Raw genomic sequence first — 16,379 nt, 5'->3', positions numbered from 1 at the left:
ATGACCCACCCCTCCAGCCACCAGCCCTACGCCGCAGGCGCGACGCCCACGCCGCGGCCGCCGCCGCGCCGCCGCGCCGGGCGCTGGGTGCTGGCCACGCTGGGGGGCCTGCTCATGGCGGCGCTGGTGCTGCTGGGCGGGCTGTGGTGGTGGGCCGGCAGCAACACCTCGCTGGCCAGCGCACTGGCGCGCGCGGCGCAATACCTGCCCGAGGGGCAGAGCCTGCAGGCGCGCGACGTGAGCGGCTCGCTGCGCTCGGGCGGCACGATTGGCTGGCTCCGCTGGAGCAGCCCCACGCTGGCCGTGGAGGTGCACGACGCGCGCATCGCCTGGAGCGTCGCGCCGCTGCTGCGCCGCCAACTGCGCCTGGGCGAGGTGCGGGCCGCGCAGGTGCTCATCACGCCGCAGGACGCGCCCGGCCCGCAGGAGCCCACCCCGCCGCTGCAGCAACTGGGGCTGCCGCTGCGGATCGAGCTGCCCTTCCACGCGGACCGCATCGACTGGGCCGGCAACACCGTCGCCGAGCAACTGGAGGGCACCTACCGCTACGACGGCGAGCAACACCGCTTGGCGGTGGACCAGGTCACGCTGGCCCAGGGCCGCTACGCGCTGCTGGCCACGTTGCAGGCCCAGGCGCCCATGGCGCTCACCGCCACGCTCAACGGCACGCTGCGCACGCCAGTGCCCGGCAGCGCGCAACCCTTGCAGGCCCTGGCCCAGGCCAGCGCGCAGGGCACGCTGGCCGGCGCGGGCGCACAGATCCAGCTCACGGCCCAGCTGCGCGGCACCGATGGCGCAGGCCCCACCCATCCACCGCTGCGTGCCGACCTGCAAGCGCGCATCGCCCCCTGGGCCGGTCAACCGCTGCTGCAGGCCGCGGCCGAGGTGCAGGCCCTGGACCTCGCCGCGCTGTGGCCGCAGGCGCCGGCCACCCAGCTCAGCGGCACCGCCGCGCTGGAGCCCGCCGAGGCCGACGCGCCCGGCTGGCAGGTCCAGGCCGCGCTGCGCAACGCCCTGCCCGGCCCGTGGGACCAGCAGCGCCTGCCTGTCGACACACTGCAGGCCCGCGCTGCGTTCGACGGCACCACCTGGACCGTGTCCGAATCGCTGGCGCGGGTGGGCAGCGGCAGCGTCACGCTGCAGGGCGCCTACACACCCGCCACGCGCGCGCTGCAGGGCCAAGCCGAGGTGCGCGCCCTCAACCCTGCGGCGCTGCACACCCTGCTGGACGCCGCGCCCGTGAACGGCACCGCCAGCGCCGAAAGCCGCGATGCTGCCGAGGGCGGCGCCGTGCGCTTCAGCGCCGATCTGCGCGCCGCCGGCCGCCCCGCCCCCACGGCCGCGGCGAAGGCGGGCGCCCCCGCGCCGCTGCGCCTGGACCAGTTGACCGTGCAGGGCCAGTGGCAGGGCGATCGGATCGACATCGCCCGCCTGCAGCTGGACGCCCTGCGGGCGCAAGTGCGCGCCCAGGCGCTGCGCATCGACCTGGCGGGACCGGCCGTGCAAGGCGCGCTGCAGGCCACGCTGCCAGGCGCCAGCGCGCAGTTCGACGGGCAGCTCGCACCCCAGCGCGGCAACGGCACGCTGGACCTGCGCATGACGGACGCGCAACGCGCGCAGCGCTGGCTGCAGGGCCTGCCGGGCCTGCCCGCTGCATTGGCGGGCTGGAGCCTGGACGGCAACGCCACGCTGGCCGCCACCTGGCGCGGCGGCTGGCACGACCTGCAGCGCCAACTGCAGGCCGCGGGCCTGCCGGCAGGCACGGCCGTGGCCGCCGCAGGCGCACCGCAGCGCTTTGACCTGCAGGCCCAGTTGTCCGCACCGCGCCTGCAGATCGCGCGCGCACCCCAGCCCGGCACGGACGCGGGCCCCCTCACGCTGGAGCTGCGGCGCACCACCGCCACGCTGCAGGGCTCACTGTCGCGCGCCGCGCTCGACTGGGATGGCGAGCTGCGCCACGGCCCGCAGCCTGACGAGGGCCCTTCCGCCCGCAATACCACCCTCACGGGCCAGCGTGCTCAGCTGCGCCTGCGCGCCACGGCGGCCAGCCGCGGCGCGGGCCAATGGCAGGCCCAGTTGGAATCCCTGCAGATGCAGGCCGACGCGGCCGGCCAGCCCGGCCCGTGGAAGCTGCGCCTGGCCGAGCCGGTGGCCATCCAGCTGCGCCAGTCCCCCCAGCTGGTGGTGGAGGCCGGCGCCGGCCAGGCCTTCGTCGAAGGGCCGCGGCCCGGTCATCTGCAACTGCGCTGGCAACCCCTGCGCTATGCCCAGGGCGCGCAGGGTGCCCTGCAGCTGCGCAGCCAGGGCGAACTGAAGGGCCTGCCGCTGGACTGGGCCAACGCCTGGCGCATGGACGGCGACGGCATGCTGGAGCGGGCGGGCCTGGCGGGCGACCTGCTGCTGGACGGCACCTGGGACATCGACGCCGGCGACACGCTGCGCGCCAGCGCCAGCCTGCGGCGCAGCGGCGGCGATCTGCGCATCCTCACGCTGGATGCCACGCCGACCACCGTGGTGCACAGCAGCGGCCAGGGCAAGGGCGCCCAGGCGGCGCAGGCCGTGCCCGCGCGCGGCGCCCCCGCCGGCGTGCGCCAGGCCGAACTCACGGTCAGCGCCGAAGGCCCGGCGTTGCGCACCCGACTGGACTGGGACAGTGAGCGCGCCGGCCAATTGCACGCCGAAGGCAGCACCCAACTGGCGCGCACGCCCGACGGCTGGACCTGGCCCGCCGAGGCCCCACTGGCCGCCACCGTACGCGCCGAACTGCCCGACGTGGGCGTGTGGTCCGCCCTGGCGCCGCCGGGCTGGCGCGTGCGCGGCACGCTGAGCGCCGACGCGCGCCTGTCCGGCACGCGCACCGCGCCGCAGTGGAGCGGACAGCTGGCGGCGGACCAGTTCGCCATCCGCTCGCTGCTGGACGGCGTGGACCTGCAAGACGGGCGCCTGCGCGCCGCGCTGCAGGGCGACCGGCTCACCATCACCGAGCTGAGCCTGCACGGCGGCCAGGGCAGCCGCGCACGCATCGCGGGCTACAGCGGCAACCGCACCGCGGCGCCGCAGGACGGCGGCACGCTCACCGGCGGCGGCACCGTATCGTGGGGCGCGGCGGGCGCAGGCGGCGCCGGTATCCGCATGGACCTGCGCGCGCAGGCACGGGCGCTGCAGCTGCTGGTGCGCGCCGACCGGCAGGTCAGCGTCTCGGGCGACCTCACGGCGCGGCTGCAGGGCGGGCAATTCACGCTGCGCGGCCAGCTCACCACCGACCGCGCCACCATCATCCTGCCCGAGGCGGGCGCGCCCACGCTGGGCAGCGACGTGGTGGTGCGCTCCGCCGCATTGGACAAAGAAGCCGCCGCCAAGGCCGCGCGTGACGCGCAGCAGGCCCAGAAGGCCGAGGCCGGCGGGCAGGTGCAGGCCGCGCGCCCGCCCGACATCGCCGTCACGCTGGACCTGGGCAACGACTTCGCCCTGCAGGGCCACGGCATCACCACACGCCTGACGGGGCAGCTGGACATCCGCAGCAGCGGCACGGCCGGCGCCCCGCCGCGCGTGACCGGCGAGGTGCGCACCGTGCAGGGCCGCTACCGCGCCTGGGGCCAGGCGCTGGACGTGGAAACGGGCTTGCTGCGCTTCAACGGCCCCTACGACAACCCGTCGCTGGACGTGCTGGCCATCCGGCCCAACATCAGCGTGCGCGCCGGCGTGCAGGTGACCGGCACGGCCCAGTCGCCGCGCGTGCGCCTGTATGCCGACCCCGACCTGCCGGACGCCGAGAAGCTCTCGTGGGTGGTGCTGGGCCGCAGCGCCGCCAGCGGCGGCGCCGAGGCCGCGCTGCTGCAGCAGGCCGCGCTGGCCCTGCTGGGCGGGGGCTCCGGCAGTGGCACCGGCGGTATCGCCAAGCGCGTGGGACTGGATGAGATCGGCTTCAAGGGTCCCGGCACGGGCGAGGACGCGAGCGCCGCTGCCCTCACCTTCGGCAAACGCCTGTCCAAGGACCTGTACGTGACCTACGAGCGCAGCCTCTCGGGCGTGCTGGGCACGCTGTACATCTTCTACGACCTGTCGCAGCACCTCACGCTGCGCGGCCAGACGGGCATGCAAAGCGCGGTGGACCTGATCTACACGGTGCGCTACGACTGAAGTTCTATGCCAAAAATCGGCCGTAACGCTTTCCCTTCAAGCGCAAGCAGCTATTAACTCAATAGCAAAAGGGCGGCATGGCACCGCCCTTACAATCTTGCCTCCCTCTCCGTAGTTCAATGGATAGAACGAGCGCCTCCTAAGCGCTAGATACAGGTTCGATTCCTGTCGGAGGGACCACTTTCCGGGCAGATGCCGGCGCAGGATCATCTAGCGCTCGCCGTCCGGCCCAGCCTTGGTGTCGGTTTCCGGTGCCGTGGGGTCGGTGTCCACCAGCCGGCCCGCCGCAGCGCCGCCCAGCGCCCCCGCCACGCTGCCCGCCAGGGTGCCCACAAAGACGCCCACCGGCCCCGCCGTGGCAGCGCCTACGGCCGCGCCGGCAGCTGCGCCCGCCATCGCGCCGCCGCCCATCAGCACCGATTTGGATTCACGCTCCTGGTCTTCGGTCGGCAGGGGCTGCTGTGCCTGCGGCTCCGGGTCTTGCGACGGCACGCCGTAGCCGGGTCGTGCCTGTTCGGCTAGGTCGGGGTCGATGGGGTTCTGGGGAAATCGCGGATCGGTGGCGTTCATGGCGCACTCCTTAAAACAGTGGTGGACGCACGCTGCGTGCGCCCGATACCCCCGTTGTAGTGCGGAGGTGGCTGCGGGCGTGCCCGCCAGCCGGCCGCAGGCGTGTCGGACGAGGGCGCCATCGCATCACTGCACGGCCCCGATCGCGCATCCCACGCCCCATGGGTCCGAAGGGACGTGCGGCGCACCTGTGCCGGGCAACCCGGGCACCACGACTACCCATCGCAGCCGCGCCGCCCAACAGCGAACGCGCCGGCCTACCCTTCGCCCTGCACGGGCGCGACAGCCGCCTAGAGCTGAAAGCCCACCGAGCGCACCACGCCTTCGATGACGTCGCGCAGCCAGGAGGGCGCACGCGCGTGGTAGGGGCGCGCGCGGGCCAGCAGCTGGTCGCTCCACTGCGCCAGCCAGTGCAGTTCCTGCGGGCCGTAGAACACGGTCATGGCCTCGTAGTTCAGGAACAGGCTGCGCGCGTCCAGGTTGAGCGAGCCTACGAGAGCCAGTTCGTCGTCGATGAGCACCGCCTTGGCATGCACCATGGCCGGAGACAGCCATACCCGCGCACCCGCGGCGGCCAGCTGGCGCAGCGCGCGCTCGCGGGCCAGGTCCGCCAGGCGGTGGTTGGAGCGCGCCGGCACCACCACGCTGACCTGCACGCCGCGCCGGCAGGCCAGGCACCAGGCGTCCAGCAGCGCGTCGTCGGGCACGAAGTACGGCGTGACGGCCACGATGCGCCGCTGGGCATGGTAGGCAGCCGCCAGCAGCAGCGCATGCACGGTGTCGTCGGCATGGTCGGGACCGCTGGGCAGCCACTGCGCCAACGGGCCGTGGGCAGGCGGCGCGGGCAGCGCCGGCGCGGCGGTGCTCCGCGCCTTGCGGCGGCGGCGCAGCACCAGGCCGCGCGCCACACGCCAGTCGGTGGCGAACTGGGCCTGCGCCTGCGCGGCCAGCGGGCCATGGACCTCGTAGCTCAAGTCCGTCCACGCGGGGTGGCCCGGCCGGTCGATGAAGTACTCGCAGGCCAGGTTGCGTCCGCCGCTCCACAGCCGCTCGCCGTCGGCCACGACCAGCTTGCGGTGGTTGCGCAGGTTGGTGCGCCCGTGCAGCGGGTTGTGCAGCAGCGGCATGAAGCGGCGCACCTGCAGGCCCTGGCGCCGCAGCGCGCGCAGCATGCCGGGCGGCGTGCGCATGCTGCCCAAGGCGTCCACCAGCAGGCGCACGCGCACGCCGCGGTGCACGCAGTCCAGCAGCGCGCGCGCCACCTCGCGCCCCACCTCGTCGTAGGCAAACACGTAGGTGCACAGGTCCAGCCGGTGGCGGGCCGACGCAATGGTGGCCAGCAGCCCCTGCAGCGCCTGCGTGCCGTCGGCATGCAGCACCACCTGCGCATTGCGCACGGCGGGCGCCAGCTCCAGGCTGGCCAGCAGCCGCGTTGCCCAGGGCGGCCCGCCTTCCGTTGCCTCCAGCGGCGGGCCGTGCGGGCGGCGTGCGGGCCGCGCGAACTTGCGCGTGCCGAACAAGAGGAACAGCGGTACGACCAGATAGGGAAACGTGACGATGCCCAGCACCCAGCCCATGGCGGCCGAGGGATGGCGGCGCTGGTGGCCGATGCGCGTGCCCATCACGTACACCAGCAGCCCCACGGCCACGAAGATCGCGTGGCCCAGGCCCGAGAGCACGGCCACGCGGATCATGCGCGGGGGTGGAGCACGCGGCGAGGGCCCGCCGACGACCGTTGCTGCACAGCGCGCGCCGCGGCCGCACGGCCAGCGACCGCATGCATGGGCCCCGCATGCGGGGCGCATTCTTCTGGCGGTACGGGTGGTGTCATGGCGCTCTCCCACGGCCCGGAACAGGCAGCATGCCGCCCAGCATATCGGCCCGGCGCCGCGCGCGACTGTAGGAAAGCGGCGCGGCGCCAGGGAAAATGGGTCTTTTTGCTATTTATTTAATAGCTATTAGCGCTTGAAACATAAGCGTTACAGGCCAATTTAACCGAAACACCCGAAATTCCGATGGCCCGGTATCAGAGCAACTCCAGCACCCGCTCGGGCGGGCGGCACAGCAGGGCACCGCGCGGCGTCACGACGATGGGGCGGTTGAGCAGCACCGGGTGCGCGGCGATGGCGGCGATGAGCTCGGCATCGGTGCGGCCCGGGTCGGCCAGATCCAGCGCGGTGTAGGCGGCCTCCTTGGTGCGCATGACTTCGCGCACGGGCACGCCCAGGCGCGCCACCAAGGCGGTGAGCTGGACGGCATCCAGCGGCTGGGCGAGATAGTCCACGACGGTGGGCTCGATTCCGCGCTCGCGCAGCAGCGCCAAGGCGCCGCGCGAATTGCTGCAGCGGGCGTTGTGGTAGATGGTGATGGCGGCAGAGGTCATACGCGCAGTGTAGGCCGCCACGCTGGGCCGTACCGGGCCGCCTCGGTGTCCAATGAGGCGGCGCCGGGTCAGCGCGACGACGCGCGCAGCGTGCGGCTCAGCAGGATCACTGGCACCAGCCCCACGGCCACCAGCGCCAGCGAGGGCAGCGCGGCCTCGCCCAGGCGCTCGTCGCGGGCCAGCTGGTAGGCCACCACGGCCAGGGTGTCGCTGTTGAAGGGGCGCAGCACCATGGTGGCCGGCAGCTCCTTCATCACGTCCACGAACACCAGCAGCGCCGCCGCCGCGGTGGAGCGCTTGAGCAGCGGCCAGTGCACGCGCGTGAGCACGCCCAGGCTGCCCACGCCCAGCATGCGCGCCGAGTCGTCCAGGCTGGGCGAGACGCGCGCGTAGCCGCTTTGCACCGACTGCAGCGCCACCGCGCAAAAACGCACCAGGTAGGCCCAGACGATACCCACGGCCGTGGCGGTGATGATCGCGGGCAGCCCCCAGCCGGGCGCCGCGGCCTGCATCCAGCCCACGGGCAGCAGCAGACCCACGACGATCACCGCCCCGGGCACGGCGTAGCCCAGGCTGACCAGCTGCACCACGCCACGCGTGAGCGCATCGCGCCGGCGGCGCACGGCAAACGCCAGCACCAGGGCAATGCCCACGGCCAGCACGGCCGTAATGCCCCCCAGCCGCACACTGTTGCCCGCCCATTCGATGAAACGCGACCAGGGCAGCACCGACCAGTCGGCCGCCAGCGGCCGCAGCATGAACAGCACCGGCGCCACGAAGCCCATCAGTACTGGCAGGGCGCACACCAGCCACGCCGCCACGGCGCTTGCACCGTGCAGCCGCGTGGGCTGCGCCTCGGTCGAGCCGGCGCGGCCCACGCCGCCCGTGGCAAAGCGCATGCGCCGCTGCGCGCGCAGCTCCAGCTGCAGCAGCAGCACCACCAGCACCAGCAGCACGGTGGCCAACTGCGCCGCGGCAAGCCGGTCGTCCATGGACAGCCAGGCCTTGTAGATGCCCGTGGTGAAGGTCTGGATGCCGAAGTACGCCGCGACGCCGAAGTCGGCCAGCGTCTCCATGAGCACCAGCGCCACGCCCGCGGCCACCGCCGGGCGTGCCAGCGGCAGCGCCACGCTGCGGATGCGCCGCGCGGGCGATGCGCCCAGCAGGCGCGCCGCCTCCATGAGGTGCGCCGCACGCTCGCCCAGCGCCGTGCGCGCCAGCAGGTACACGTAGGGGTAAAGCGAAAAGATGAACACCCACACCGCACCGCCCAGGCTGCGCACCTCGGGCAGCAGGCGGCCCTCCAGGCCGAACGTGGCGCGCAGCCCGACCTGCAGCGGGCCGCTGAACTGCAGGAAGTCGGTATACGCGTAGGCCGTCACATAGGCCGGCATGGCCAGGGGCAGCAGCAGCAGCCACTCCAGCGAGCGCCGGCCACGGAAGTCGAACAGCGTGACCGCCGCAGCGCAGGCCGTGCCCACCACGGCCGCGCCCACGGCCACGGCGAGACCCAGCCACAGCGTGGTCCACAGGTACCCCGGCAGCACCGTGGTGGCCATGGCGCGCAGGATGGCACCGGACTGCGCGCCGCCCTCGCCCCAGGGAAGCCAAGCCCCCAGCACGGCCAGCAGGGGCAGCGTGAGCAGCAAGGCCAACAGGATCAGTGAAGTGGAGCGCAGGGCGCGGCGGATTCGTGGCAGCAAGGGACGGCCGGTAGCGAGGTGCGAGGCGAAGAGAGCGCATCCACCGCCTGCCTGGTGAACCGTGGCGGCTGTGATGCAAATGGGAACAATTCTACGCAACCGCGGGCCGCAGGTCGGCCGCGCCCCCGCCGGCATGTGGGCCCTGGTGCGGCGCGCCCCAGGCGGCGCAGCGCGGGGCCACGCCTGCGCAGTACGGCGCTGTGGCGTGGGGTCATTCAGGGCAGCACACGCCCTAAACTCACGCCATGTTTCTGGAAGTGTCTCAATTGGACGTGCGGTACGCCAACCGCCCGCAAGCCGCCGTGCGCGGCGTGACCCTGGGCCTGGCCGCCGGCGAGATCGGTGTGCTCATCGGCCCCTCGGGCTGCGGCAAGACCACCCTGCTGCGCGCGGTGGCGGGGCTGGAACCCGTCACCGAAGGAGCCATCCGCCTGGGGGGCGAGGTGGTGGGCGCACCGGGGCGCAGCATGCCCCCCGAGCAGCGGCGCATGGGCATGGTGTTCCAGGACTATGCGCTGTTTCCGCACCTCAGCGTCGCGCGCAACGTGGCTTTCGGCATTCACGCACTCCCCCGCGCGGAGCAGGCCGAACGCGTGCGCGAGTCCCTGGCTCTGGTGGGTCTGGAGGGCAGCGAGGCGCGCTTTCCGCACGAGCTCTCGGGCGGCCAGCAGCAGCGCGTGGCATTGGCGCGCGCGTTGGCACCGCGCCCGCGGCTGATGCTGCTGGACGAGCCGTTTTCCAATCTGGATGTGGACTTGCGCGAGCGACTGGCCCACGAGGTGCGCAGCATCCTGAAGACCGCCGGCGCCACGGCACTGTTCGTCACGCACGACCAGTTGGAGGCCTTCGCCATCGGCGACCGCATCGGCGTGCTGGAGGGCGGCCACCTGCACCAGTGGGACGATGCCTACTCCCTCTACCACCGCCCCGCCACGCGCTTCGTGGCCGACTTCATCGGCCATGGCGTGTTCGCCCCCGCCACGCTGGTGCAGCAGGGCAGCCATGTGGTGGCGCGCACCCCGCTGGGCGACCTGACCGACATCGACGGCTGCCTGCTGCCGGCAAGCTACCCCGGCGGCGAATGCGACGTGCTGCTGCGTGCCGACGACGTGGTGCATGACGACAGCTCACCCGTGCGGGCGCGCATCGTGCGCAAGGCCTTTCGCGGTTCGGAATTTCTGTACACGCTGGAACTGGCCAACGGCCTCACCGTGATGGCCCACGTGCCCAGCCACCATGACCATGCCATGGGCGAATGGATCGGCATCCGCACGCAGGTCGACCACGTGGTGGCGTTCGCACGGGAGAACGCCGCACGCTGACCGCGGCCCCCTCAAGCGCCCCTGCCGTCGGGGGGCGCCAGGCTCAAGACTTGTCCTTGCGCGGCAGGTTCTCCAGCGCGGCCAGGTCGATCTGGCCCATGAAGCCCTGTACGTCCTTCAACGGCAGGTTCTCGGCCTCCACCGTGACCACCACGCCGTTCTTGAGCACCGCGCGCAGTTCCGCCTGGCTGCCGTCCTTGGCGTAGCTGTGGTGCAACGTGCGGCCATTCTCCTGCCAGGTCTTTTCCACGATGCCGTCGCTCTCGCGCTCGCCCTGCACCATGCCCGCCAGTTGGGCCAACTGGCCGAATGCACCCGCATCCACCACCGAAATGCGCACAACCTTGTCACCGTTGCCGTACTCGGCCTCCGCCTGGCTGGTCGGCAGGCCTGTGGCAGCGCCGTCGTGAACCTCATAGCTGGTGCGTTCCAGCGATCCCAGCTTGGCGGGCAGCGCGGCCTTGAGCGCATCGACCCCCACCGTCTGGTGCTTGGCACCTCCCATGGCCGCCGCCATCGCCTGGCCTGCGGCTTCGGTCATCTGTTGGGTATCGCCGCTCTTGTGCGCCTGCTCCATACGGCGGGCAGCCTCTTCCATCTTCTTGCCGGCCTCTTCCAGCTTGGCGGTATCCAGCGTGACCTGCCCACGCGGCGTGTCGATGACCACGGCCGGGCCGCCCGCACTGCCCCACATGGCGGGGCCATGCGGCATGAACAGCGAACCGATGGCCGCAATGACGATGCCCAGCACGATGGCCACCACCACGACCACCGCCGTATAGGGCACGGCGCGCGCAGCCGGGCTGCGCATCAGCAGCGGCAGGCCCAGGTACAGCAGGTACAGCGAATACAGCGCCGCCACCAGGCCCAGGATGGCCAGCGCCGGCAACAGGCTGAACACGCCGCCCAGCATGGCGGCCGTGCTGGCGTAGACCGCGACCTTGAGCGCCTGTCCCTGGTTCTGGGTGCCGCCGAACGTGGGTGCCAACGCATTGATGACCAGGGCCAGCACATACACGCCGACCAGGCTCAACACATAGGACACGGCCATGTTGGCTAGCCCGGCGAGCACCGGTACGCGCATGCTGAAGCCAAAGCCTCCCATGCCGATCAGCGACATGCCGATGAATCCGCAGACGGCCGGAATGGCCGCGAGGATCATCAGGTAACCCGTGAACAGGCGTGCCGTATCGGCAGGCTCCCCATCAATGGCGGCCCAGGTCTCGCGGGGCTTGAGCAAAATCCCCTTCACGCGCTCCATCAGTTGCATGCATCCCTCCCTCGGTTATTGGCAAAGAGGCGCACCATACTGCAGGCGCATGTCGATGCGATGGATGTAAACAGACCGTTACAGCCCCGTTGCACACACATGTGCACTTTTGGCGACAGCAGGAGGCTATTCAGCGCTGGCGCAGATCGTCCACTGCGGCATGCAATGCCTGGCCCCACACCCGGCGGTCGCGCCCCTGCGCACGCTCGGGCATGCCGAAATGCGCCACCGCCGTGATGGGCGGCGCGGTGAGCGTGCGCCAGATGGAGCCCACCAGCGTTTCGTCGCCGATGTAGCTCGGGGCGTGGGTGGTCTGGCCGCTTGCGCGGTCCACGAAGCGCAGGCCGATGGGCTGCACGGGCACGTCCGCCTGCAGCGCAGCCTGCAGCAGGTTGGGGTGAAAGGGCAGCAGCGTGCGCCCGTCGCCAGTCGTGCCTTCGGGAAACACCGCAAGTATTTCGCCCCGCAACAGGGCCTCCCGCATGCTGCCCACCATGCGCAGGGCATCGCGCCGCGACGCGCGCTCGATGTACAGCGTGCCCGCTGCCGTGGCGAGCGTGCCGACGATGGGCCAAGCCTGCACGTCGGACTTGGAGATGAAGCGGCAGTAGCGCGCCGCATGCATCACCGGGATGTCGAGCCAGGACAGATGGTTGGCCACCAGCAGCACCGGCCCCTGGCTCGGCGGGGTGCCGCGCACCTCCAGCGTGACCCCCGCGCAGGCCAGCAGGCCCAGCGCCCACGCCTGCACCCGCGCCTGCTGCTGCTCCACCGATAGGTGGGGGAAGCGCAACGCCACCACGAGCAGCCCCTCTGCAGCGTGCAGCACCAGCCGCAACACCCGCCAGCAGGCCCGTAATCCCCGCAGCATGTGCGTGTGCCGGCGTCGCTCAGCCGCGCTCGAACGCGACCTGGCCGCCCACCAGCGTGCAGCGCACTTGGCCCGGCAACTCATAGGTCGAGAACGGCGTGTGCTTGCCCTGGCTGGCCAGTGCGTCGGCCTGCACGGTCCAATGCGCCGCAGGGTCCAGCACGCACACGTCGCCCACCCCGCCTTCGATAATGCGGCCCACGCTGGCCTGCAGCGTACCCAGCGACGTGCCCAGCACCCGCGCGGGCTCTGCCGTGATCACGGCCAGCGCACGCTGCAGCGGCGCGCCGCCTTCCTGCGACCACTTGAGCGCCACGGACAGGAGCAACTCCAGCCCCGTCGCGCCGGGCTCGGCCTCGGCAAATGGCAGAGCTTTGGCATCCTCGTCCACCGGCGTGTGGTCGGACACCAACGCGTCGATGGTGCCATCCAGCAGCGCCGCGGCCAGCGCATCGCGGTCGCGCTGCTGGCGCAGCGGCGGCGTGAGACGCGCGCGGCTGTCGAAGTAGCCGATGTCCGCATCGGTGAGCATGAGCGAGTTGATGCTCACGTCGCAGCTCACCGGCAGGCCGGCCGCCTTGGCCTGCCGCACCAGATCCACCCCCGCGCTGCTGGACAGGCGGCACAGGTGCACGCGCGCGCCCGTGGTTTTGAGCAACTCGAAGATGGTGTGCAGTGCGATCGTCTCCGCTGCCACGGGCACGCCCGACAGGCCCAACCGTGTGGCCAGGGGGCCGCTGGCGGCCACGCCCTTGCCCAGGTGCAGTTCCTGCGGGCGCAGCCAGACGGTGTAGCCGTAGGTCGCGGCGTACTGCAGCGCGCGCTGCAGCACCTGGGTGCTGGTCAGCGGCACCTCGGCCTGGCTGAAGCCCACGCAGCCGGACTCCGTCAGCTCGGCCATCTCGGTCAGCACCTCGCCGGCCAGCCCACGCGTGACTGCGCCCAAGGGGAACAGCCGCGCCTGGTGCAGCTTCTCGGCGCGGAACTTGAGCATCTGCACCAGGCCAGGCTCGTCGAGCACCGGGTCGGTGTCGGGCGGGCAGACCAGGCTGGTCACGCCACCCGCGACGGCAGCCGCCATCTCGGACTCCAGCATGCCCTCATGCTCATGCCCCGGCTCGCGCAGGCGCGCCGCCAGGTCCACCAGACCCGGCAGCACCAGGCAGCCGCTGGCATCGATCACGCGGGTGGGCGTGAAACCCTGGGGCTCGCGGTCCACCGCGATGATGCGGCCCGCCGCCAGCGCCACGTTGCACACCTTGTCGAGACCGCTGGCGGGGTCGATGACGCGGCCGTTCTGGATGAGGATTTTCATGGTTCTAAGCCAAATTGGCCGTTAGCGCCCGTCCCACAAGCGCTAGCAGCTATCAACACAATAGCAAACAAGTCATGTTGGTGATCCATGGCGCCGTGCGCCACCCACACCCCATGAAACCGGGGCAACCCAGGTCGGGGCCGCCGTGCAAGGGCGCCCCGCCGTGTTCGCGGCGTCCCCCTGGGGGGAAGGCGCGAAGCGGCTCAGCGAGGTCATGCTTCATTCCCTGCCACGATGGACATGACCGCCATGCGCACCGCGATGCCGAAGGTGACCTGCGGCAGGATCACGGCCTGCGGACCGTCCACCACGGCGGAGTCGATCTCCACGCCGCGGTTGATGGGGCCCGGGTGCATGACGATGGCATCGGGTTTGGCCAGCCGCAGCTTCTCGGGCGTGAGTCCGAAGCTCTTGAAGTACTCTTGGCTGGAAGGCAGCAGCGCACCGCTCATGCGCTCGTTCTGCAGGCGCAGTGTGATGACCACGTCGCAGCCTTTGATGCCTTCCTCCAGGTTGTGGAACACCCGCACGCCCATCTGCGCCATGTCGGAAGGCACCAGCGTGCGTGGGCCCACCACGCGCACCTCGGCTGCGCCCAGAGTGGTCAGGGCATGGATGTCCGATCGCGCCACGCGCGAATGCAGCACGTCGCCCACGATGGCCACCGTGAGGTTGGAGAAGTCCTTCTTGTAATGGCGGATGGTGTACATGTCCAGCAGCCCCTGCGTGGGGTGCGAGTGCCGGCCATCCCCGGCGTTCACCACGTGCACGTGCGGTGCCACATGCTGTGCGATCAGGTAGGGCGCGCCCGATTCGCTGTGGCGCACGACGAAGATGTCCGCCGCCATGGCGCTCAGGTTGTCGATGGTGTCCAGCAGCGTCTCGCCCTTGGCGGTGGAGCTGCGCGCGATATCCAGATTGAACACGTCGGCCGACAGGCGCTTGGCCGCGATCTCGAACGTGGTGCGCGTGCGCGTGCTGTTCTCGAAGAACAGGTTGAACACGCTCTTGCCGCGCAGCAGCGGCACCTTCTTGACCTCGCGCTCCTGGACGCTGACGAAGTTGGTGGCCGTGTCCAGGATGTGCGTGACGATGTCCTTGGGCAGGCCCTCGATCGACAGCAGGTGGATCAGCTCGCCGTTCTTGTTGAGTTGGGGGTTGCGCTTGTACAGCACCGTCAGACCTCTTTGACGTCGAAATGGAAAGCGCCGGCCTCGCTGCGGGCCAGTGCCAGCGATTGCGTGGGCGGCAGCGCCACGCGCGCCGCAGCGAACTCGGCGGCCACCGGCAGCTCGCGGCCGCCGCGGTCCACCAGCACCGCCAGGCGCACGCGCGCCGGCCGGCCGTAGTCGAACAGCTCATTGAGTACGGCGCGGATGGTGCGGCCGGTGTAGAGCACATCGTCCAGCACCAGGATGTCCGCACCATTCACGTCGAACGGCAGCGTGGTCTGCGCGCTGGAGGCCAGGCCCCGCTGGGAGAAATCGTCGCGGTGCATGGCGGACGACAGCACCCCGGCCTGGCCCGGCAAGCCCAGGTCCTTTTGCAAACGCTCGGCCAGCCAAGCGCCGCCCGAGGCGATGCCCGCCAAGTAAGTGTCAGATTCGCGCAGCATGCGCACGCCGCGCAGCAGCTCGGCGTACAGCGCCTCGGCATCCAGCGTGAGATGGCCCGGGCGCGTGGCACCCGGCGGGGTCGTAGCAGAACTCATGGCAGGTTCCTCAAAAACTGTTCCAGGATGATGCAGGCCGACGCGGCGTCGGCATCAGCCGCGCCCGCAGAAAGGGCCTCGGTGGTGCTGTAGCGCTCGTCCACCTCGAAGACCGGCAGGCCGAAGCGCCCGCGCAGCTGGCGCGCGAACTTGAGCGCACGGGCGGTGTTCTCATGGGCAGCCCCGTCGGGATGCAGCGGCACGCCCACCACCAGGGCATCGGGCTGCCACTCGCGGATGCGCTCGGCCACCTGGGCGAAGCGGGCATCGCCCTCTGCGCGGATCGTGCCCTGGGGCGTGGCGCTGCGCAGCATGCGCGTACCCACGGCGACGCCGGTGCGCTTGAGCCCGTAATCGAAAGCCAGAAAGGATTGGAAATGCGCGGGGACGACGGCTGGAGCAGGCCGGCCGCTCATGCATGCCCCGCTTCGGGCGACAGCATCCACGACTGCAGGCCCAGCAACCCCAGTGCACGGTCATAGCGCTCTTGCACAGGCGTTTCGAAGATGACCGACACGTCCGCACCCACGGTGAGCCAGCTGTTTTCGGCCAATTCGGACTCCAGTTGACCTTCGCCCCAGGCCGAGTAGCCCAGCGTCACGAGGACGCGCCGTGGGCCCGCACCATGGGCCAGCGCCTCCAGCACATCCTTGGAAGTGGTCATTTCCAGCCCGCCGGGGATCGTCATCGTGGAGGCGTAGGGCGACTCGTCCTCGCTCTCTTGCGGGCCGCGCATGGCCTCGTGCAGCACGAAGCCGCGCTCGGTCTGTACCGGGCCGCCCTGGAATACCGGCTGCAGCGTGAGATCCTCTCGCCCGAGGGACAGGTCCACCTTCTCGAATAGCCCTTCCAGGCTGATAGGCGTGGGTTTGTTGATGATCAACCCCAGCGCGCCGCGCTCGCTGTGCTCGCACAAATACACCACACTGCGCGAAAAAGAGGCATCTTCCACGCCCGGCATGGCGATCAGGAAGTGGTGCGTCAGATTCATGGGCGCGGTATCGGCAGGCATGTGGCAATTTTACGGCCAACCACCGCATCGGCCCGTTATCCGAGGGCATCGCCCCGGTGCACAAAAGACAAGGCCCGGCAGG

General features: G+C 71.2%; 13 protein-coding genes and 1 tRNA gene. 3 read left to right on the top strand and 11 right to left on the bottom strand.

All coding sequences use genetic code 11. The features are described 5' to 3' along the window. Both MRB47_RS04680 and MRB47_RS04675 read left to right on the top strand, forming a co-directional pair. The gene (locus MRB47_RS04680) at positions 1–4,140 is read left to right on the top strand and encodes a translocation/assembly module TamB domain-containing protein (protein ID WP_252102036.1); all 4,140 of its coding nucleotides are present in this window, start codon (positions 1–3) and stop codon (positions 4,138–4,140) included. A gap of 105 nt (positions 4,141–4,245) precedes the next feature. Then, a tRNA-Arg gene (locus tag MRB47_RS04675) sits at positions 4,246–4,320 on the top strand. A 30-nt stretch (positions 4,321–4,350) separates the two neighbouring features. Here MRB47_RS04675 and MRB47_RS04670 read toward each other — a convergent pair. The 4 genes from MRB47_RS04670 to MRB47_RS04655 form a co-directional block, all read right to left on the bottom strand. Further along, positions 4,351–4,710, bottom strand: coding sequence for a hypothetical protein (locus tag MRB47_RS04670; RefSeq protein WP_252102035.1), 360 nt, complete (start codon positions 4,708–4,710; stop codon positions 4,351–4,353). A 290-nt stretch (positions 4,711–5,000) separates the two neighbouring features. Further along, positions 5,001–6,404, bottom strand: coding sequence for a phospholipase D-like domain-containing protein (locus MRB47_RS04665; protein WP_252102034.1), 1,404 nt, complete (start codon positions 6,402–6,404; stop codon positions 5,001–5,003). A gap of 332 nt (positions 6,405–6,736) precedes the next feature. After that, positions 6,737–7,093: an arsenate reductase (glutaredoxin) gene (arsC, locus tag MRB47_RS04660; protein WP_015914188.1), complete on the bottom strand. Its 357-nt coding sequence runs from the start codon at positions 7,091–7,093 to the stop codon at positions 6,737–6,739. A gap of 68 nt (positions 7,094–7,161) precedes the next feature. Then, positions 7,162–8,796 carry an ABC transporter permease gene (locus tag MRB47_RS04655; RefSeq protein ID WP_088888392.1) on the bottom strand — a complete coding sequence of 545 codons (1,635 nt, stop codon included), beginning with the start codon at positions 8,794–8,796 and terminating at the stop codon, positions 7,162–7,164. Positions 8,797–9,041: 245 nt separating this feature from the next. Between MRB47_RS04655 and MRB47_RS04650 the strand changes: the two genes are divergently transcribed. Next, on the top strand, positions 9,042–10,118 hold the full coding sequence (locus MRB47_RS04650) for an ABC transporter ATP-binding protein (protein ID WP_252102033.1): 1,077 nt from the start codon (positions 9,042–9,044) through the stop codon (positions 10,116–10,118). 43 nt (positions 10,119–10,161) lie between these two features. On the opposite strand, the gene MRB47_RS04645 is transcribed toward MRB47_RS04650, so the two are convergent. The 7 genes from MRB47_RS04645 to MRB47_RS04615 all read right to left on the bottom strand — a co-directional run bounded on the left by MRB47_RS04645 (position 10,162) and on the right by MRB47_RS04615 (position 16,297). Further along, entirely contained in the window at positions 10,162–11,388 is a 1,227-nt protein-coding gene (locus MRB47_RS04645; RefSeq protein ID WP_011806664.1) for a Yip1 family protein, read from the bottom strand. A 130-nt stretch (positions 11,389–11,518) separates the two neighbouring features. Further along, on the bottom strand, positions 11,519–12,259 hold the full coding sequence (locus tag MRB47_RS04640; RefSeq protein ID WP_252102032.1) for a lysophospholipid acyltransferase family protein: 741 nt from the start codon (positions 12,257–12,259) through the stop codon (positions 11,519–11,521). Positions 12,260–12,278: 19 nt separating this feature from the next. Beyond that, positions 12,279–13,574, bottom strand: a complete 1,296-nt coding sequence (locus MRB47_RS04635; RefSeq protein WP_252102031.1) for a dihydroorotase — start codon at positions 13,572–13,574, stop codon at positions 12,279–12,281. A gap of 212 nt (positions 13,575–13,786) precedes the next feature. Then, a complete protein-coding gene (locus MRB47_RS04630; RefSeq protein ID WP_011806667.1) occupies positions 13,787–14,749 on the bottom strand; it encodes an aspartate carbamoyltransferase catalytic subunit in 963 nt (320 codons plus the stop codon). Positions 14,750–14,751: 2 nt separating this feature from the next. Next, positions 14,752–15,285, bottom strand: coding sequence for a bifunctional pyr operon transcriptional regulator/uracil phosphoribosyltransferase PyrR (pyrR, locus tag MRB47_RS04625; RefSeq protein ID WP_011806668.1), 534 nt, complete (start codon positions 15,283–15,285; stop codon positions 14,752–14,754). Then, entirely contained in the window at positions 15,282–15,701 is a 420-nt protein-coding gene (gene ruvX, locus MRB47_RS04620) for a Holliday junction resolvase RuvX (protein ID WP_252102030.1), read from the bottom strand. Before ruvX ends, pyrR begins: the two co-directional genes overlap by 4 nt. After that, positions 15,698–16,297, bottom strand: a complete 600-nt coding sequence (locus MRB47_RS04615; protein ID WP_011806670.1) for a YqgE/AlgH family protein — start codon at positions 16,295–16,297, stop codon at positions 15,698–15,700. The genes ruvX and MRB47_RS04615 overlap by 4 nt, the downstream gene beginning before the upstream one ends. Positions 16,298–16,379 lie beyond the last annotated feature (82 nt).

Source organism: Diaphorobacter sp. LI3, from assembly GCF_022807955.1.
Classification (GTDB): Bacteria; Pseudomonadota; Gammaproteobacteria; order Burkholderiales; family Burkholderiaceae_C; genus Diaphorobacter; species Diaphorobacter nitroreducens.
Note: the sequence above shows the minus strand (reverse complement) of the source record. Positions and strands in the feature narration are given on the sequence as shown.